General features: G+C 49.9%; 15 protein-coding genes and 7 tRNA genes. 2 read left to right on the top strand and 20 right to left on the bottom strand.

What is annotated here, in order from left to right; genetic code table 11:
- Positions 1-1251 precede the first annotated feature (1251 nt).
- The 5 genes from rplS to ffh all read right to left on the bottom strand — a co-directional run bounded on the left by rplS (position 1252) and on the right by ffh (position 4770).
- Positions 1252-1605: a 50S ribosomal protein L19 gene (gene rplS / locus BIZ37_RS23205; RefSeq protein WP_039468648.1), complete on the bottom strand. Its 354-nt coding sequence runs from the start codon at positions 1603-1605 to the stop codon at positions 1252-1254.
- Positions 1606-1642: 37 nt separating this feature from the next.
- Entirely contained in the window at positions 1643-2389 is a 747-nt protein-coding gene (trmD, locus tag BIZ37_RS23200) for a tRNA (guanosine(37)-N1)-methyltransferase TrmD (RefSeq protein WP_039468645.1), read from the bottom strand.
- A gap of 21 nt (positions 2390-2410) precedes the next feature.
- Positions 2411-2965: a ribosome maturation factor RimM gene (rimM, locus tag BIZ37_RS23195; protein WP_187463525.1), complete on the bottom strand. Its 555-nt coding sequence runs from the start codon at positions 2963-2965 to the stop codon at positions 2411-2413.
- Positions 2965-3213 carry a 30S ribosomal protein S16 gene (gene rpsP, locus BIZ37_RS23190; RefSeq protein ID WP_039468642.1) on the bottom strand — a complete coding sequence of 83 codons (249 nt, stop codon included), beginning with the start codon at positions 3211-3213 and terminating at the stop codon, positions 2965-2967. Before rpsP ends, rimM begins: the two co-directional genes overlap by 1 nt.
- A 183-nt stretch (positions 3214-3396) precedes the next feature.
- Positions 3397-4770: a signal recognition particle protein gene (gene ffh / locus BIZ37_RS23185; RefSeq protein ID WP_187463523.1), complete on the bottom strand. Its 1374-nt coding sequence runs from the start codon at positions 4768-4770 to the stop codon at positions 3397-3399.
- Positions 4771-4980: 210 nt separating this feature from the next.
- On the opposite strand from ffh, the gene BIZ37_RS23180 reads away from it, so the two are divergent.
- A complete protein-coding gene (locus tag BIZ37_RS23180; protein WP_107300793.1) occupies positions 4981-5778 on the top strand; it encodes an inner membrane protein YpjD in 798 nt (265 codons plus the stop codon).
- A gap of 77 nt (positions 5779-5855) precedes the next feature.
- Positions 5856-7133 carry an HlyC/CorC family transporter gene (locus tag BIZ37_RS23175; protein ID WP_187463522.1) on the top strand — a complete coding sequence of 426 codons (1278 nt, stop codon included), beginning with the start codon at positions 5856-5858 and terminating at the stop codon, positions 7131-7133.
- Positions 7134-7228: 95 nt separating this feature from the next.
- On the opposite strand, the gene luxS is transcribed toward BIZ37_RS23175, so the two are convergent.
- The 15 genes from luxS to BIZ37_RS23100 form a co-directional block, all read right to left on the bottom strand.
- A complete protein-coding gene (luxS, locus tag BIZ37_RS23170) occupies positions 7229-7747 on the bottom strand; it encodes an S-ribosylhomocysteine lyase (RefSeq protein ID WP_107300795.1) in 519 nt (172 codons plus the stop codon).
- Positions 7748-7873: 126 nt separating this feature from the next.
- Positions 7874-8476 carry a hypothetical protein gene (locus tag BIZ37_RS23165; protein WP_187463524.1) on the bottom strand — a complete coding sequence of 201 codons (603 nt, stop codon included), beginning with the start codon at positions 8474-8476 and terminating at the stop codon, positions 7874-7876.
- Between the two features lie 138 nt (positions 8477-8614).
- Entirely contained in the window at positions 8615-10180 is a 1566-nt protein-coding gene (gshA, locus tag BIZ37_RS23160; protein WP_187463521.1) for a glutamate--cysteine ligase, read from the bottom strand.
- A gap of 163 nt (positions 10181-10343) precedes the next feature.
- Entirely contained in the window at positions 10344-13208 is a 2865-nt protein-coding gene (locus BIZ37_RS23155) for a pitrilysin family protein (RefSeq protein ID WP_187463520.1), read from the bottom strand.
- A 12-nt stretch (positions 13209-13220) separates the two neighbouring features.
- Complete coding sequence (locus BIZ37_RS23150) at positions 13221-13652, bottom strand: YqaA family protein (RefSeq protein WP_187463519.1); 432 nt, start codon at positions 13650-13652, stop codon at positions 13221-13223.
- A 117-nt stretch (positions 13653-13769) separates the two neighbouring features.
- Positions 13770-14900 (bottom strand): sodium ion-translocating decarboxylase subunit beta, encoded by a 1131-nt coding sequence (locus BIZ37_RS23145; RefSeq protein WP_107300799.1) that lies wholly within the window; start codon positions 14898-14900, stop codon positions 13770-13772.
- Between the two features lie 9 nt (positions 14901-14909).
- On the bottom strand, positions 14910-16700 hold the full coding sequence (gene oadA / locus BIZ37_RS23140) for a sodium-extruding oxaloacetate decarboxylase subunit alpha (protein WP_187463518.1): 1791 nt from the start codon (positions 16698-16700) through the stop codon (positions 14910-14912).
- A gap of 68 nt (positions 16701-16768) precedes the next feature.
- A complete protein-coding gene (locus BIZ37_RS23135; protein WP_187463517.1) occupies positions 16769-17020 on the bottom strand; it encodes an oxaloacetate decarboxylase subunit gamma in 252 nt (83 codons plus the stop codon).
- 525 nt (positions 17021-17545) lie between these two features.
- Positions 17546-17622: transfer RNA gene (locus tag BIZ37_RS23130), tRNA-Arg, on the bottom strand.
- 37 nt (positions 17623-17659) lie between these two features.
- A tRNA-Arg gene (locus BIZ37_RS23125) sits at positions 17660-17736 on the bottom strand.
- Between the two features lie 50 nt (positions 17737-17786).
- Positions 17787-17863: transfer RNA gene (locus tag BIZ37_RS23120), tRNA-Arg, on the bottom strand.
- Between the two features lie 87 nt (positions 17864-17950).
- Positions 17951-18027 (bottom strand) — tRNA-Arg (locus BIZ37_RS23115).
- A gap of 41 nt (positions 18028-18068) precedes the next feature.
- Positions 18069-18145 (bottom strand) — tRNA-Arg (locus BIZ37_RS23110).
- An 89-nt stretch (positions 18146-18234) separates the two neighbouring features.
- A tRNA-Arg gene (locus BIZ37_RS23105) sits at positions 18235-18311 on the bottom strand.
- A 38-nt stretch (positions 18312-18349) separates the two neighbouring features.
- A tRNA-Ser gene (locus BIZ37_RS23100) sits at positions 18350-18442 on the bottom strand.
- Position 18443: the final 1 nt, after the last annotated feature.

The raw sequence follows: 18443 nt of genomic DNA, 5'->3' as shown, positions 1-18443 counted from the left end.
ACCTCACGATGAACACCCTTGCATAGGCTAACGGTTCTCGCTCGACTGAGCCCGTAGAGGACTTTCACCTCCTAGGTTGACACCATGCTCGGCGCACCAAACACAAAAACCAGCCGCAAGGCTGGTTTTCTTATGTTTGTCGGACGGATTTTGGAGTCCCTTTTGGGTATCTCCTCAAGCGAGGATATTAGAGTCGATATCGGTGAGGGCTTATATACAGCTGTAACGTATGCTGCCTATCCCTAATATATTTTCCCATTAAAAAATCACCTGAGAGTACCTTCCATGTTACCAAGCCCAAAGATACTCACATTGTTAGGCCTTATCTTTTTTAGAGTGCTTTTTTCGCCGGAGTGTAATTACTGTTGGCAGGTGTGAAGGAAAAACATATCAGTGCTAACCATAAAAAAGACACATATATTTACTTAAATTTTTTCATTGGAATATCCGATTAAAAAAAAAGCAAAATATTAAATATGCCTTGATTGACATACAAAAATGATTAAAATTCAAGACACCATAATCGTCCTTACATGGCGCAATATATTGATTTAAAATAAAAAATATATTTCAGCTAATACTTAAACCTATTTTAATTCGGTCGATTTATTTCTTTGATGAGGTCCGTAAATTATTTCTCGTGAGTGACATTTAGCCTTTAGTTCAGCTATTATATATAAGCAATAGCAGTGTCAATAGATTGACTCTTAACACACTTTTGCATGAAAGTGCCTAATCATTTATTACTGCACTTTGAAACGCAACAAATAATCATATTTAAAAATAAATTTTACGACAAAAGACATATCGAAGAGGGAAAGAGCATGTTCAGGGCTTATGCTCACTTTGCAGTGAACCATCCAATAATACATTACGCAAACATGCTAGTAGTACTGGCAGTATTTGTCGTCAGTTGCTATCAATTGCTGGCAAACGAGAACCTTCTCTTTGTATTAGGTTTATTATTTGTAGTGCTACCGACTATCGTCTTTGCGCGTTCATCAGATTACAAGCGTAAATACTTGAACTCGAATAATTAAGCCTGTCAATAAGCTAAGTAAAAGATCCGCCTACTGAATAGAGGTGGTTTTGCATGCCCTCGAGAAAGGTCTTGGGTACCATACACTTGAGTTTGTTTATCTGTCACTTCTCCTCTTTCAACTTGATCGACAACGATCAATATAAAAGCAAGAGATAAAAAAAGCCCACCTTGCGGTGGGCTTTTTCATTAAACGTCTTACGCGTCGCGAATTACTTAGAAGTAAGCTTCTCGCGGATACGTGCAGATTTACCTGAACGCTCACGTAGGTAGTACAACTTGGCACGACGTACTGCACCACGACGTTTAACAGTAATGCTGTCAACGATTGGAGAGTGAGTTTGGAACGCACGCTCAACGCCTTCACCGTTCGAGATCTTACGAACAGTGAACGCAGAATGTAGACCACGGTTACGCTTAGCGATTACAACGCCTTCGAAAGCCTGTAGACGCTCGCGGTTACCTTCTTTTACCTTAACCTGAACAACAACAGTGTCACCTGGTGCGAATTCTGGTAGGTCATTTTTCATTTGCTCTTGCTCAAGAGCTTTGATGATATTACTCATTTGGTATATACCCTAGAATAAACTGATACTAAATTAATTAAATGCTTGCTTTATGTTCGCGGATAAACTCCGCCAGCAAGAATTCCTGATCGTCAGTCAGAGCTAGGTTTTCCAGGAGCTCTGGTCTTCTCAGCCAGGTTCGGCCCAACGATTGTTTCAACCGCCAGCGGCTAATATCCTTGTGGTTGCCAGACAACAAGACCTTAGGGACTTCCTGCCCGTCCAACACTTCAGGACGCGTATAATGAGGGCAATCTAGCAAGCCATTGGCGAAAGAGTCTTCTTCCGCTGACGCAAAGTCACCCAGCACACCCGGTACAAACCGGACGACTGCATCGACCAAGGTCATGGCTGGCAGTTCGCCACCCGTCAGCACAAAATCGCCGATAGACCATTCTTCGTCTACCTCTTGTTGGATAATGCGCTCATCTACCCCTTCGTAGCGGCCACAGATAAGAATTAGATTCTCGTTCTGCGCCAGCTCCTCAACACCCGCTTGATCAAGCTTACGGCCCTGAGGTGATAGGTAAATCACTTTAGCCTGGCCTTCAACGGATTGCTTGGCTGTGTGAATGGCATCGCGCAAAGGCTGTACCATCATCAACATGCCTGGTCCGCCACCGTATGGTCGATCATCAACCGTCCGGTGTTTGTCGTGGGTAAAATCACGAGGATTCCACGTTTCCACTGACAAGAGGCCTTTTTTTACCGCCTGGCCTGTTACCCCAAAATTGGTAATGGCATTAAACATGTCAGGAAACAGGCTGATTATGCCTACCTTCATTTGTTCACCTATTACCGGGGATTAAAATCCAGGATCCCAGTCAACTTCGATCCGCTGAGCAGTGCGATCAATCGACTTGATGACCTGCTCATCGAGGAACGGGATTAAACGTTCCTTCTGGCCAAAAGCATCCTTCAGGTTGGCTTTGACTACCAAGACGTCGTTGGAACCTGTTTCCAGGATGTCAGTGACTTTACCTAGGTCGTAACCTTCGGTAGTGACCACTGTCATTCCATACAACTCACGCCAGTAGAACTCGTCATCTGACAGTGCTGGTAGTTGTTCTGCCAAAACGTAGACTTCAGCATTAGTGAATTTCTGGGCATCCTCACGGATATCCAGACCTTCAAGCTTAGCGACTAACCCCTGACCATGGCGTTTCCACGATTCAACGCGGAACTCCTTCCACTCACCCTTAACTTTGATAAACCAAGGCTGGTAGGAAAAAATGCTTTCAGCTTCTTCGGTGTAAGAAAAAACTTTGAGCCAACCCTTGATGCCATAAGTGGAACCAAGTTTGCCAACAATAATGCGGTCTTGTGTACTCATTGCTTCTCTATTACCTGACATGCTAATTAAGCCGCTTTAGCAGCGTCTTTGATTAGCTTAGCTGCGCGGTCAGACACAGTTGCGCCTAGACCAACCCAGTGATTAACACGGTCAAGGTCAAGACGTAGACGTTCTTCCTGACCCTTAGCTAGCGGGTTGAAGAAACCAATTTTTTCAATGTTACGACCGTCGCGAGCAGCGCGAGAGTCAGCAACAACGATTTGATAGAATGGACGCTTCTTAGCGCCGTGACGTGCCAAACGAATGGTAACCATATCGTCCTCTTTGCATTACTGTAAATGAAATCGGCCCCGCCAGGGATACTAACGGGGCCCGTGCCAAATTAAGCTCGGGAATTTTACTCTTTAAACTGACGAATGCAACCGCTTTAGCTAAATTTTCACCAGTTTAATTATGTTGACTTACCCAAGCTCAATGATTTAGTGAGAGTTTGCGGCTTAGCGACCGAACATTCCGCCCATGCCGCCGCCAGGCATCATGCCTTTCATATTGCGCATCATGTTCTTCATTCCGCCCTTCTGCATCTTCTTCATCATCTTCTGCATCTGGGTGAACTGCTTGAGCAGGCGGTTAACATCCTGGACCTGGGTACCAGAACCCAAGGCGATACGCTTCTTGCGCGAGCCTTTGATAAGCTCAGGGCGCTCACGCTCCTTCGGCGTCATCGAGTTGATGATCGCTTCCATCTGGTTGAACATCTTGTCGTCAACCTGATCTTTGACATTCTCTGGTAGCTGGGACATACCCGGCAGCTTGTCCATCATGCCCATCATGCCGCCCATGCTCTTCATCTGCTGCAGCTGGCCGCGGAAGTCTTCCAGGTCAAAGCCCTTCTTCTCTTTGAATTTCTTCGCAAGCTGTTCGGCTTTTTCCTTATCGACGTTACGCTCTAGATCTTCGATCAGAGACAGTACGTCACCCATACCAAGGATACGTGAAGCTACACGGTCTGGGTGGAAAGGTTCTAGAGCATCGGTCTTCTCACCAATACCCAAGAACTTGATTGGCTTACCAGTGATATGACGTACAGATAGCGCGGCACCACCACGGGCATCACCATCGACCTTGGTCAGGATCACACCGGTCAACGGCAGCGCTTCGTCGAAAGCTTTTGCTGTGTTGGCGGCATCTTGCCCCGTCATGGCATCAACCACGAATAGGGTTTCGACTGGGTTGATAGCCTTATGGACATCCTTGATTTCGTCCATCATTTCGCCGTCAACGTGCAGGCGACCCGCGGTATCGACAATCAGGACATCGTAGAATTTCAGCTTGGCTTCAGCATGCGCGGCAGTAACGATATCTACCGGCTTCTGGTCTGGCGTCGACGGGAAGAAATCAACACCCAAGTCATTGGCCAGGGTTTCTAGCTGTTTGATCGCCGCTGGGCGGTATACGTCGGCAGAGACAACCATGACTTTCTTTTTCTGGCGCTCTTTAAGCAGCTTACTCAGCTTACCGACACTGGTGGTTTTACCGGCACCCTGCAGACCGGCCATCAAGATAACCGCTGGCGGCTGGCTGGCAAGGTTCAGGTCTTCATTACCTTCACCCATGACCGCTTCAAGCTCAGCTTGCACGATCTTGATAAATTCCTGGCCCGGAGTCAGGCTCTTCGATACTTCGGTACCTACCGCACGTTCCTTGACGCGCTTGACGAAGTCACGGACAACAGGAAGCGCAACATCAGCCTCGAGTAACGCCATACGTACTTCACGCAGCGTATCCTTGATGTTGTCGTCCGTCAGGCGGCCACGGCCACTGACATTCTTAAGCGTTCGCGATAAACGCTCCGTTAAATTTTCGAACATGTGCTACTCGCTCGTTACGCAACTAATCGATATGATCTGGCTAGTATAACGCAATCCTTACCCTGCTTTCATGCCCTGACGGACACTTTCACTGTGATATAACCTGATAAAACGGCTTCAGTAGGCCATTGATCTCGCTTTATCATGGCGAGAGGGCGGCTAGCAAGGTATAATTGCGAACTCTTACCATCTTAAATAGTTAAGTTTACTATGGATATGTTGATTGCCGTCATAGCGGCATGCCTTTACTTTCTTGCCCTAGGGCTGGTTGTACCGGGCCTTACCAACAGCAACGGCATCAAGACCAAACCGGTCTTTGTGTTTGCTGTGGCCGCTATTGCCCTGCATATCCTGCTGCTCAAAGATCTCATTCTGGGTGGACAGGGACAAAACCTCAGTATTTTGAACGTGGCTTCGCTGATCAGTTTACTGATTGCAGCCATCACAACCGGTGCCATGCTAAAAATGCGGGTCTGGTTCCTGCTGCCAGTGGTCTACAGCTTTGCTGCGATAAACCTCACAGCAGCGACATTTCTACCTGGTGCATTCATTACCCACCTGGAAACCCATCCAGAAGTGCTCTTACATATCTCACTGGCCCTGTTCTCCTACTCAACCCTGATGATTGCTACCTTATACGCAATTCAGTTGGCTTGGTTGGATCACAAGCTAAAGAATAAAAAGAGCCTGCTGATAAACCCGAACATTCCTCCTTTAATGATGGTAGAAAGACAACTTTTCAAGATCATTTTGGTCGGTAATTCACTGTTGACCGTCACCTTGGTGACTGGATTTATCTTTATCCAAGATATGCTAGCACAAGGCAAAACCCACAAGGCCGTCTTCTCGCTGTTAGCTTGGTGTGTCTATTCTGTGCTGCTGTGGGGACATTACCAGAAAGGCTGGCGTGGACGCCGGGTTGTCTGGTTCAGTATGGTAGGTGCCTTCCTCTTGACGCTGGCCTATTTTGGCAGCCGCTTCGTCAAAGAAATCATTATTGGGGCATAAATCCTTGCCCCATTCATTGACACCCAGTGCGTCTGGGTACAAAGTTCAAGTAACAGAAACGTTAAGGAAATAGGTTTTTGGACGATATATCCACGGGGATTCTATTCTCTCTCCTGATATTGCTTCTTGTTATTTCCGGATATTTTTCCGGCTCTGAAACCGGGATGATGTCTCTCAACCGCTATAAGCTGAGACATCTGGCCAACCAGGGACACCGGGGGGCCAAGCGGGTCGAGAAGCTCCTTTCGCGTCCGGATAGGTTGATTGGCCTGATCCTGATCGGTAATAACCTCGTCAATATTCTCGCTTCGGCTATTGCGACCATCCTCGGTATGCGCCTCTATGGTGATATGGGTGTGGCCATCGCAACCGGTGCTCTGACCTTGGTGGTACTGGTCTTTGCCGAGGTAACACCGAAGACCCTCGCGACCCTTTATCCCGAGCGGATCTCCTTTGCTAGCAGTATCGTACTGAAGTTGCTGATGAAACTGCTTTATCCACTCGTTTGGTTTGTCAACGGCATCACCAACGGCTTCTTGCTGTTGCTTGGCCTGCGTGTTGATAAATCCAATGACGGCAAACTTAGCTCGGATGAATTACGCACGGTTGTGAATGAGGCCGGAGGCCTTATCCCGAGGCGCCACCAAGACATGTTGCTGTCAATCCTCGACTTGGAAAATGTCACCGTGGAAGATTTGATGATACCGCGTAACGAAATCGCTGCTATCAACGTCAATGATGACTGGAAGTCGATCGTGCGCCAGCTCAGCCACTCGGCTCACGGCCGTATTGTGCTCTACCGCGATACCATCGATGAAGTGGTCGGTATGCTTCGGGTTCGTGAAGCCTACCGCCTGATGATGGACAAGAATGACTTCAGTAAAGAAAACCTGCTGCGCGCAGCAGATGAAGTGTACTTTATTCCGGAAGGGACACCGCTCAATATCCAGCTACTGAAGTTCCAACGCAACAAAGAACGTATTGGCCTGATTGTTGATGAGTATGGCGATATCCAGGGCCTGATCACCCTCGAAGATATCTTGGAAGAAATTGTCGGTGAGTTCACCACATCGATCAGCCCGACCTTGGCCGAGGAAATTACCCCGCAGCCAGACGGTAGCCTAATGATCGAAGGCAGTGCCAATATTCGCGATTTGAACAAGAGCCTCAACTGGGGACTGCCAACAGATGGCCCTCGTACCCTCAATGGTTTGATTCTGGAGCACCTTGAAGACATCCCCGATAGCCAGTTGAGTATTGAGGTAGCCGGTTACCAGATGGAAATCATCGAAGTCTCCGACAATATGATCAAGCAAGTACGGGTACTGCCCAATCAGCTTAAGAAAACAGGCTGATCCTGCCTTGCCAGCAACCTTTTCAATATAACAAAGCCGGCAGTCGCCGGCTTTTTCATGTCTAGCTCATCGCTAGCGGTTCGTCTCAGCGTGAGTTACTTGACGCTAAGTTCCTGAAGCATAGATTCAGGCAACGCCAACTCATCATTCTGGTTGACCGCAATACCCTGCTCAAGGATATGACGGGCAATTTCCTTAGCATCATCTAGCGAGTGCATGGTGAAAGTACCGCACTGGTACTCATTCAGCTCAGGGATCTTGTCCTGTGACTCAACCTTAAGTACATCTTCCATCGCAGCAGTCCAGCTGTCGGCAACCTGCTGCTCGCTAGGCGTGCCAATCAGGCTCATATAGAAACCTGTACGGCACCCCATTGGTGAGATATCGATGATTTCTACCTGATCGGAATTGAGGTGATTACGCATGAACCCTGCATAGAGGTGCTCCAGAGTATGGATCCCACGCTCACTCAGGATATCTGCATTCGGACGGCAGAAGCGTAGGTCGAAAACCGTAATGGTATCGCCTTTCGGGGTTTGCATGGTTTTTGCTACCCGTACAGCCGGTGCATGCATGCGGGTATGGTCAACGGTGAAACTGTCTAATAGTGGCATTGCTTCCTTACTCCTTGGCCTAGTTACGGGGATAACTAACCGCCCGTAACTTAGAATCGTATTAAAAGTTATATCACACCGCGGCAACCCAGCAAGTGGGTTTTCTGATCGCCTAATGCTCTGGGGTTAGAACGGCCACCAGCTACGGTTATCTTCCAGCTCCTGACGGCACTGCTTGAGCTGCCAACCATAATCCTTGGCTTGCTGCTCGACCCGGCGGGATACCCTCAGCAAGGTCGGCTTCGACTTGTAGGTCCCGCGGCGATAACCTCCACGGCCATCATGATAAGCAAGGTATTGGTTATAGGCATCCCACTTGGAGATCCCTAGCTGGCGCTGGGTTTCATGGGTATACCAACCAATAAACATCAGAGAGTCAGCAAAATTGGTTCGCGAGCCGCCATTACCTGTCGCTTTCTGGTAATCAGACCAAGCAGGATCCTGCGCTTGGGCATAACCATAGGCACTACTCACCCGTCCCCATGGGATAAAGCCCAATACATAGTTCTTGGGAGGCCTCGCATCATGACGATAGCTACTTTCCTGTTTCACAAACGCCATGGCAACTTGCATTGGTGTACCCCATTCATCTTCCATATCCAGAGCGGCTTCGTACCATTTCGGGTACTCACGGAAGATATTGCAGAGGTTGTTATGATCTTTGGGGGGAGGCGTCGCACAGCCTGAAAGAATAACAGCGCTAAAAAAAATCAGCGCTATCCGCGACATAGTAGATTTTTCAGCCTTCAAATGGGCAAACATGGAACTTCACGCCGTCCTTGTGGTCTGAATATATGATGGCAGCCAAGCGCTGCTATCATCCCTGCGAAATGAATTATCGGGCAGCAAGGTCGCTGCCCTCTTTTTTTATTTTATATCAGCGAAATACGCATCAAGAAACGCATCAAAAGACAGCTCATCACTGTTTTCGATCTGCTGCTGGCGATCCACCGATGCTACCGCTTCCTGTTCAAATACATCCTCTGAGTAGAACTGGTACTGGCGATCATTTAGGCCATTAGCATGTTCGGTTGCCAAGTTTTCACCTACAGAACCAATGCCATTTTGCGCCCTGATTGCATCAAGCAACTGTGCCGATAGTGTCAATTCCGGTTGCTCAATCCACGTCTGCAGACGAGCCAGTGTTTCTTGGTAAACAGTGTTACCGGCAGCAGCATCCATAGCCTTGGCCACATCAGCCAACTCACCAAAGACTCGGGTACCCCAGTCTTTTACTGACAAGCGTTCGCCATTACAGCCAATCTTGAGCATCAAGTCTGGGTTACGGCCATCAAGTACCACACGGTTCCAGTTATCGCGCCAGCACTCCAGTTCGGCATCATCCATCGAAGCCGATGGTGACAGCACCGCCCAAGTTAAGAACATATCCAAGAAACGCACCTGATCGGCAGTAATACCGATTGGGCTGAATGGGTTCACATCCAATGAACGCACTTCGATATATTCCACCCCGCCACGGCTCAAGGCTTCAGACGGCTTCTCGCCGCTTTGCGCCACGCGCTTAGGACGGATAGGTGCATACAGCTCGTTTTCAATCTGCAGTACGTTGTCGTTCAACTGGCGGTATTCACCGTCCACTTTAACGCCGATCTTGGCAAATTCTGCCGATGGGGTACGGATGGCCTTTCTTAGGCCATCAAGATACTGCTCCAAACCATTGAACCCGATCTTGAGCGAGCTCTGTTCATGGTTGGTATAGCCCAAGTCACTCAAGCGCAACGCGGTTGCGTTTGGCAAGAAGTAGGTACCACAGCCGATCTTTTCAAAATCCAGCTTGGATTCGGTATTCTCAAGGAAAGATCCACACAGCGCAGGGGATGCACCGAACAGGTATGGGATCAACCAACCAAAACGGTAGTAGTTCCGGATCAAACCGAAATAGGCATCAGAAACCGCATCTTGGCGGGCCTGCTCTGATTGTTCACCGAACAATGCATCCCAGAATGTTTCTGGGAAGGAAAAATTGAAGTGCACCCCGGAAATGACCTGCATAATGCTGCCGTAACGGCGCTTGAGGCCCTCGCGGTACAGGGTTTTCATTCGGCCACTGTTCGAACTGCCATACTGGGCCAAGGTGATCTCATCTTGATCCCCCACCACACACGGCATAGACATCGGCCAGAGTTTCTCGTCACCCAGCTTGCTGTAGGTAAACTGATGAATATCACTTAGCTGTGACAGCAAGTGATCGACATCCTGAGATACAGGCGTAATAAACTCCAGCAATGGCTCAGCAAAATCTGTCGTGACCCATTTGTTGGTCAACGCCGATCCCAGCGCTGCCGGGTGAGGTTCACCAGATAGCTTTCCGTTCGGGGTAATACGCAGGGCTTCACGCTCAAGACCTCGCCCTAGTTGGGTCAGGGCATCAGGATTAGCCGCAACTTTTAGCAGCCTTTGTGAAAAATCCATTACTGTGATTCTCAATCTTCAACAACTCAGTCCGGTAGATTAATCATAATTGATAGTGATTACCATGATTATCGCAACGAAACTCTTTTACCTATAGGTAACAATCTCGCTGACCGGAACAAAATCAAAAAATAAAGCCGGCATAGAGCCGGCTTCGATAAAGTTACATCGTAGGCGAGAGCGACTTGACGGGTAAGCCAAGGGTCTCTAGTTGCGGCTTCAGGCTTGCCGCATCACCGACAACGATGATTTGGTAATCGGCCGGGTTGAACCACTTGGCAGCCAACTCGTCGATCCGCGCTTTGGTAATCGAGGCTACGATATCATTACGGGTATCGACAAAGTTCTCTGGCAACGAGTATGTCAGGATCTGGCCGAGTAGCTGTGCCTTCTTGCTCGGGGTTTCGTAATTCAAGGCATCTTTCTGCCCTACCGCCAAGCGCATGAAGCTAAGCTCTTCGTCTGTTACCCCTTCACTTGACATCTTCTCAAGCTCGTTAAGGAACTCCTTAACCGAAGGCAGGGTCGCATCAGCCCTCACCTGGGCGTAGTAGACGGACAGGCCAACTTCTTTCCCGCCACTCTGATAACCACCAGCACCGTAGGTATAACCTTTGTCTTCTCGCAAGTTAAGGTTAATTCGGCTATTGAAGTTGCCAGCCAAGTTGAAATTAGCCAACTGGGTCTCATACAGCTCACCGGTGGCATCAAACGGCAACCCCTGCCTTGCTAGACGGATCACTGTCTGCGGCGCCCCCGGTTTGTCCACTAGCCATACCGTTTGCTTCGGCAGCGTCGGCAGTTCCGGTGTGACATACGTCGGTTTCGGCATGCCCTGCCAATCGGCAAGGAAACCTAGCGACGAGCTCAGCTTAGCCTTGTCAATGTCCCCCACGACCACAATATCTGCACCATTTGGAGTGTAGTAACGGCGGTAGAAGGCTTTGACATCATCCAGCGTGATCGACTCAAGCGATGCATTGGTACCTTCAGGTGGTAGGCTGAATGTGGTGCCACCAAACAAGATTTCACGTGTGGCCTGCCCAGCCATCCATGACGGACGCTGGTGCTCGTAGATAATCCCTTCAAGGGCCTGCTGCTTGACGCGATCAAAATCAGCTTGGTTAAACGCTGGCTGGAACAAACGTTCCTGCATAATATCCAGCGTCTCCGGCAGATACTTAGTCAATGACGTCACGGATATCACCGTGCCGTACTTGCCAGCCGAGAAGCTAACAGTACTGCCCAAGCGATCAAGGCGAGAAGATAACTCTTCCACGGTCGACTTCTGGGAGGCCTCTGCCATCATACTGGCGGTCATCTTCGCCAAACCCGCCTTGCCTTCAGGTTCAAAACGGCGACCGGCCGGAACGACCATCTGCAATTCAACCGTCGGTGTCTCGCGGTACTCGGTAGCCAGAACCTTGATGCCATTAGCCAGCTCGAACTGGTAAAGCTCAGGCATGACTGCCTCTACTGGCGAGGACGGCTGCGGCATTACCGAGCGGTCAAAATCATCCACGGCTGTTCGCATCTGTTTTTGCAGTTGCTCATCGGAAACTTTGGTAAATTCAGGGATAATCCGTGGCGGCGGGGTAAAGTTAGGTTTCGCTGCCTCAATGCTGGTGCGGCCACGAGGAACCACACTGAGTGTCACATTTGGATGCCCGTTAATGTAACGCTCATAGGCTTGCTCCATGCTCGATGTTGTCACTGCGCGCAGGTTGCCAAGCTCTGTACCCAAATAGCCCGGATTATCGAAGAATGTTTCATAGGACGCGAGCTGAGAAACCTTGCCGCTGACACTCTGCAGCCCGAAAATTGCATTGGCTTCAACCATCCCTTTTAGCTCTTCAAGCTCTTTGGCGGATACACCCCGCTGTTCAAGGCCATCGAGAATACCAGTGACTTCGGCGCGAAGTGTTTTCAAATCACCCTGCTTACCGCTTTGGCCTATCGCGTAAACATACATGGTACACGCCAACTCGGCACAGTCATGGAACGCTCCTGCATCGACAACCTTGCCAGTTTTCACTAAGTTCTGATACATCAGGCTGTTGCGGCCACCACCAATGACACGGGCCAGCATATCAAGCGAGGCTTCATCCTCGGCACCGTTGTAAGAAGTAGGCCAAGCCATCAACAGCATTGGCTGTTGGATCCGGTCTTCCAGGGTCAGGTAGAGATCGTTTTCAACCGTGACCGGCTGTTTGGCTGGCTTCTCGACTTCGGGGCCACGCGGAATACTGCCGTAGTATTTGTTGATCCATTCCAAAGTCTGCTGGACATCAAAGTCACCGCCGACGGTCAAGGTGGCATTGTTCGGGCCGTACCAACGTAGGAAGAAAGCCTTTAGGTCATTTACATCAAACTGGTTAAGATCTTCAATGTAACCGATAGTCTGCCAAGAATACGGATGGGTGCGCGGGAACAGGGCCTCCCCCATTCGCTCGTAGACCAGGCCGTACGGACGGTTCTCGTAACGCTGGGCACGCTCGTTTTTCACCGTCGCACGCTGGATTTCAAATTTACGCTGGGAGACAGCTTCGAGCAGGAACCCCATACGGTCGGCTTCCAGCCACAAGATCTTTTCGAGCTGGTTGGCCGGCACCGTTTGGAAATAATTAGTCCGGTCGCGGTTGGTGGTGCCATTCAGCGTACCACCGGCTTCGGTGATCAGCTTGAAGTGTTCCTGATCGCCGACATTCTCAGAGCCCTGAAACATCATATGTTCGAAGAAATGGGCAAAGCCGGATTTGCCTAGCTCCTCACGGGCAGAGCCGACATGGTAAGTCATATCAACATGGACCAGCGGGTCAGAGTGGTCTTCATGGAGAACCACCGTCAGCCCATTGGCCAACTGGTATTTGGAATACGGGATAACCGGTGTATCAGAAGACGAACTGGCCTTGACCTGTTCAACGAATGTCACCCCTTGCGGTAACTCGGGCGCCCCGGCTTGTTGAGACTGTAGTTGGCTACAGCCTGCCAGTGAGATCAGCGCAATCCCCACTATCCACTTTTGCACTCAATGCCTTCCTTATAATAAACCTTGGACCAACAATGCTAGTACGGTATAACGTGCCGCTTTTCCCACCATGATGATAAGAAAGCTGAGCCAATGACGCATCCGCAACCAGCCTGCGGCCAGACACAACGGATCACCGATAATCGGTAACCAGCTGAAGAACAACGACCAGTAGCCGTATTTTTTTAGCCACAGTAAAGCTTTATGACCGTGTTTTTCTTTAGAAGTTTTATCTGGTAGCAATCTACCCAGCCAATAGTTGGTCATTCCCCCCAACGTATTGCCGATTGTTGCCACGGTGACCACCAGCCAAACGGCGTTATCCCCCAATTTCAACGTCGCAATAAGGTTGGCTTCTGAACCTCCCGGTAACAGGGTTGCACTCAAGAAACCGGTGGTGAATAACACCCATAAGGCTGATTCGCCATTAAATAACTCTAGCATTGATCGTTCTAGTTGATTGATATGGTTGCTGTACCTTACCCGATCTGGGGGTAAAAAAAACGGGCAACCCGAAGGATGCCCGTTTTAAATTGTTGCGATATTTTGCTGTCAGCTGAGTTAACCCACCAATGCCAGCAGGATACCGGCAGCGACTGCTGAACCCAGCACCCCGGCAACATTCGGCCCCATCGCATGCATCAATAGGAAGTTCTGTGGGTTAGCTTCTAGGCCGACCTTGTTAACCACCCTCGCCGCCATCGGCACCGCTGACACACCAGCAGCCCCGATCAACGGGTTGATATCTTCCTTACTGAATCGGTTGAGCATTTTCGCCATCAACACACCACCACCGGTACCGACACTGAATGCCACCGCACCCAGCACCAAGATACCCAGCGTCTCGAAACGCAGGAACTGCTCGGCAGCAAGTTTAGAACCCACACCGAGGCCCAGCATGATAGTCACGATGTTGATCAGCTCGTTCTGTACGGTATTTGACAGGCGATCTACCACACCGGATTCACGCATCAGGTTACCTAAACAGAACATACCGACCAGCGGCGTTGCTGCAGGCAGGAACAAGATGGTCATTAGCAACACGGCTAGCGGGAAAAGGATCTTCTCCGCTTTGCTCACTTCACGTAGCTGCTGCATCTTGATCTGACGCTCTTCCGGCGTAGTCAGCGCTTTCATGATCGGTGGCTGAATGATAGGCACCAAGGCCATATAGCTATAAGCCGCGACCGCAATCGCACCGAGCAAATCTGGTGACAGTTGGCTAGCAAGGAAAATGGCTGTCGGGCCATCCGCACCACCGATGATCGCGATAGAAGAAGCATCTGCCAAGGTGAATTCCATGCCCGGCACGGCATTTAGCAAAATTGCGCCAAACAGGGTGAAGAAGATCCCGAACTGCGCTGCCGCCCCTAACAACAGGGTCTTCGGATTGGCAATCAATGCCCCGAAATCTGTCATTGCCCCCACACCCATAAAGATCAGCAGCGGGAAAACCCCGGTTTCGATCCCTATGTAGTAGATGTAGTACAGCAGGCCACCCGGCTCAGTAAAGCCTGCATTAGGGATATTGGCCAAGATCGCACCGAAGCCCATCGGCAACAGCAGCAAGGGCTCGAAACCCTTGCGGATCGCCAAGAACAACAGGCCAGCACCAACCAGCATCATGATCAACTGGCCGAACTCAAAGTTGGCAATACCCGTCTCGTTCCAGAGAGTTAATAATCCGTCCATGGTTCCCTCTTATGCCAGGCTCAGGATCGGCGAGCCGACAGCCACTGAGTCACCTTCCTTGACATGGAGATCTTGCACGGTACCACTACGGGCTGCACGAACTTCGGTTTCCATCTTCATCGCTTCGAGGATCACCAGCACGTCGCCTTCAGACACTTGCTGGCCCGGCTGGACATTGATCTTAAAGATATTGCCCGCCAGTGGAGCTGGTAATTCTTCGGCAGTACTCGCCTGTGGCGCTACAGCAGGAGCAGGGGCATTAGCCATCGCCGGCTCTACCGAGGTCAGTTCACCGCTAGGGCCCACTTCAACGTTATACACCTGGCCGTTAACCTTAACGCTATAAGCTTCGACTGTGGCAGCGCTTGCCGCAGGTGTAGCCTGTACCGCAGGAGCCGCAGCTTCCGGCTCAGTGCCCGGTGCAGGCTCAAACGCCTCTGGGTTGTTACGGTTTTTCAAGAAGTTCAAACCAACCTGAGGGAACAACGCATAGGTCAGTACGTCATCAACCTGTTCATCAGCTAATGCAATACCGTCTGATTTAGCCTTAGTAACCAAATCAGTGGTTAGCGTATCTAACTCAGCATCCAGCAAGTCCGCAGGGCGGCAGGTTATTGGCTCAGCTCCCTCTAGTACACGGGTTTGCAACTCGGCATTAACCGGAGCCGGTGTCGCGCCGTATTCACCTTTGAGTACCCCTGCAGTTTCCTTGCTAATGCTCTTGTAACGCTCGCCAGTCAATACATTAATCACCGACTGAGTACCTACAATTTGCGATGTCGGGGTGACCAACGGAATGAAGCCAAGATCTTCACGCACACGAGGGATCTCTTCCAGTACTTCATCAAAGCGGTCGGCCGCACCTTGCTCTTTGAGTTGGCTTTCCATATTGGTCAGCATACCTCCCGGTACCTGAGCAAGCAGGATACGGGCATCAACCCCTTTCAGGCTACCTTCGAACTTGGCGTACTTCTTGCGGACCGCTCGGAAATAGCTAGCAATCGGCTCAAGCTGCTGCAGGTCGAGCTTAGTATCACGCTCGGTACCCTCTAGCATAGCAACAACCGTTTCTGTCGGCGTGTGGCCATAGGTCTGGCTCATCGAAGAGATGGCGGTATCAAGGATATCCAACCCGGCCTCAACCGCTTTTACCGCTGTTGCCGTCGACAGGCCAGTGGTCGCATGACAGTGAAGCGCCAGCGGGACGTCACACGAGGCCTTGATACGCTTGACCAACTCTTCCGCTTCATAAGGCTTGAGCAGGCCAGACATGTCCTTGATACAAATAGAGTGGCAGCCAAGATCTTCCAATCTTTTTGCCAAATCAGTCCAGGTATCGAGGTTATGAACCGGACTGGTGGTATAGGAAATCGTACCCTGGGCATGGGCACCAACATCGACAGTGGCCTTGACCGCCTTTTCGAAGTTACGGACATCATTCATCGCATCGAAAATACGGAAGACATCCATCCCGTTGGCGTGGGCACGCTCAACAAACTTTTCAACCACGTCATCGGCATAGTGGCGGTAGCCCAACAGGTTCTGGCCGCGAAGCAACATCTGCATCGGGGTTTTCGGCATGGCTTGCTTAAGCAAACGCAGGCGCTCCCATGGATCTTCACCCAAATAACGGATACAGGCATCAAAAGTAGCGCCACCCCAGGTTTCCAGTGACCAATAACCGACCTCATCGAGCTTCTCGGCAATTGGCAACATGTCTTCGATACGAAGACGGGTAGCAAATAACGACTGGTGGGCATCACGTAACACAACGTCAGTGATTGCTAATGGCTTGGACATGCTCACAAACTCCTTGTAAAAAATACTTCCTAAAAATCACAATGTTCCAGCGACAGCAATGCTATCACCTAGGCCTTCTGCCCACGGTAGCGATGTACCGCTGCTGAAATAGCCGCAACAACTTCTGGTTGCACACCACTGTGATTAACAGCAACTGGTGATGGCTGGCGAGGTGCCGGCGCATCTGGTGTCTCTTTAGGCGCAATTTTGGCCAGCAGCTGCACTAAATAGATCAAAATACTAAGAAACAGAAAAACCACGACCATACCAGTAGCCATGATCGTCGCCGCTTCCCACAGCAAAGGACCTAGATCTGCCATAATGCTTCCTTTCATTCATTTTGTAATAGGCGGGTTAACAAATACCACGTTAAGTAAATTTATGTCAAATTGATTAACAACACACCAACCAATGGTGGTTATTTAACCTTTTCCTGTGGGTTTGATCGTAAAATTACAAAAAGCCATTTAAATCGTGCTTCATCCCCCGTATTGATTCAGCCCAATTCAAGACGGCATAACGATAACGCTTCTCTAGCCACCGTATAGCGCCCTCCTCCACAGCCAAATTACGTTTACGTAAACGTAAGCAGCAAACACTTAAAACAACAAAGTCCTTGTTTTGTAACTTATATCAGGTTGCAAGCTAGGATCTGTTATTGAGTTCAAATTCAAAGTGAAAAGTTAGTTCGAGCAAGTTGAAAAGGTAAATAAGCAATGAGTGAAGTATTTGTGTATGGCAAAGAAGCGGGTTCAAGATGGGATTAATAAATAGCGGAGCCAGTGGATGAGGCCAACAAGATGCAGATAGAAAAAAAGCCCAGCCGAGGCTGAGCTTTTCAATAATGGCGCGTCCGGGAGGATTCGAACCTCCGACCGCCTGGTTCGTAGCCAGGTACTCTATCCAGCTGAGCTACGGACGCGCAGGCAATAATCTGATAATGCAGACTATTTGAATAATGGCGCGCTCGGGAGGATTCGAACCTCCGACCGCCTGGTTCGTAGCCAGGTACTCTATCCAGCTGAGCTACGAGCGCACACTAATATTCGGTTTGTAGTACCGCCTGATGGCAATACGTTGTAATGATGGCGCGCTCGGGAGGATTCGAACCTCCGACCGCCTGGTTCGTAGCCAGGTACTCTATCCAGCTGAGCTACGAGCGCGCAAAATCGGTTTAGTTAGGAAATACCTAACAGCCAATGCGTTTCCGTCATCGGCATAAGCAGCAATCCATTGATACTTAGGAATAATGGCGCGTCCGGGAGGATTCGAACCTCCGACCGCCTGGTTCGTAGCCAGGTACTCTATCCAGCTGAGCTACGGACGCGCAGGCTATATATTCCGAAACTTGGGAATATATTAGAAGAATGGCGCGCTCGGGAGGATTCGAACCTCCGACCGCCTGGTTCGTAGCCAGGTACTCTATCCAGCTGAGCTACGAGCGCGCAAAATCTGTTTTTGGTTAGGAAACACCTAACGACCAATGCGTTTCCGACATTGGCGTAAGTAACAATCCATTGATACTTAGAAATAATGGCGCGTCCGGGAGGATTCGAACCTCCGACCGCCTGGTTCGTAGCCAGGTACTCTATCCAGCTGAGCTACGGACGCGCAGGCTTTCTTTCTCAAGAAGAACTTGAAGAGAAGAATGGCGGTGAAGGAGGGATTCGAACCCTCGATACGGCTACAAACCGTATACTCCCTTAGCAGGGGAGCGCCTTCAGCCTCTCGGCCACCTCACCA

This window comes from Photobacterium sp. BZF1 (assembly GCF_014349205.1).
GTDB lineage: Bacteria > Pseudomonadota > Gammaproteobacteria > Enterobacterales > Vibrionaceae > Photobacterium.
The sequence above is the reverse complement of the archived record's forward strand: the minus strand, read 5'-3'. Positions and strand labels throughout refer to the sequence as shown.

Bases quoted from the DNA above. Each gene is read 5' to 3' on its own strand.
- rplS (WP_039468648.1), bottom strand. From the start codon at position 1,605: ATGAGTAATATCATCAAAGCTCTTGAGCAAGAGCAAATGAAAAATGAC.
- trmD (WP_039468645.1), bottom strand. From the start codon at position 2,389: ATGAAGGTAGGCATAATCAGCCTGTTTCCTGACATGTTTAATGCCATT.
- rpsP (WP_039468642.1), bottom strand. From the start codon at position 3,213: ATGGTTACCATTCGTTTGGCACGTCACGGCGCTAAGAAGCGTCCATTC.
- ffh (WP_187463523.1), bottom strand. From the start codon at position 4,770: ATGTTCGAAAATTTAACGGAGCGTTTATCGCGAACGCTTAAGAATGTC.
- BIZ37_RS23180 (WP_107300793.1), top strand. From the start codon at position 4,981: ATGGATATGTTGATTGCCGTCATAGCGGCATGCCTTTACTTTCTTGCC.
- luxS (WP_107300795.1), bottom strand. From the start codon at position 7,747: ATGCCACTATTAGACAGTTTCACCGTTGACCATACCCGCATGCATGCA.
- BIZ37_RS23165 (WP_187463524.1), bottom strand. From the start codon at position 8,476: ATGTCGCGGATAGCGCTGATTTTTTTTAGCGCTGTTATTCTTTCAGGC.
- gshA (WP_187463521.1), bottom strand. From the start codon at position 10,180: ATGGATTTTTCACAAAGGCTGCTAAAAGTTGCGGCTAATCCTGATGCC.
- BIZ37_RS23150 (WP_187463519.1), bottom strand. From the start codon at position 13,652: ATGCTAGAGTTATTTAATGGCGAATCAGCCTTATGGGTGTTATTCACC.
- BIZ37_RS23145 (WP_107300799.1), bottom strand. From the start codon at position 14,900: ATGGACGGATTATTAACTCTCTGGAACGAGACGGGTATTGCCAACTTT.
- oadA (WP_187463518.1), bottom strand. From the start codon at position 16,700: ATGTCCAAGCCATTAGCAATCACTGACGTTGTGTTACGTGATGCCCAC.
- BIZ37_RS23135 (WP_187463517.1), bottom strand. From the start codon at position 17,020: ATGGCAGATCTAGGTCCTTTGCTGTGGGAAGCGGCGACGATCATGGCT.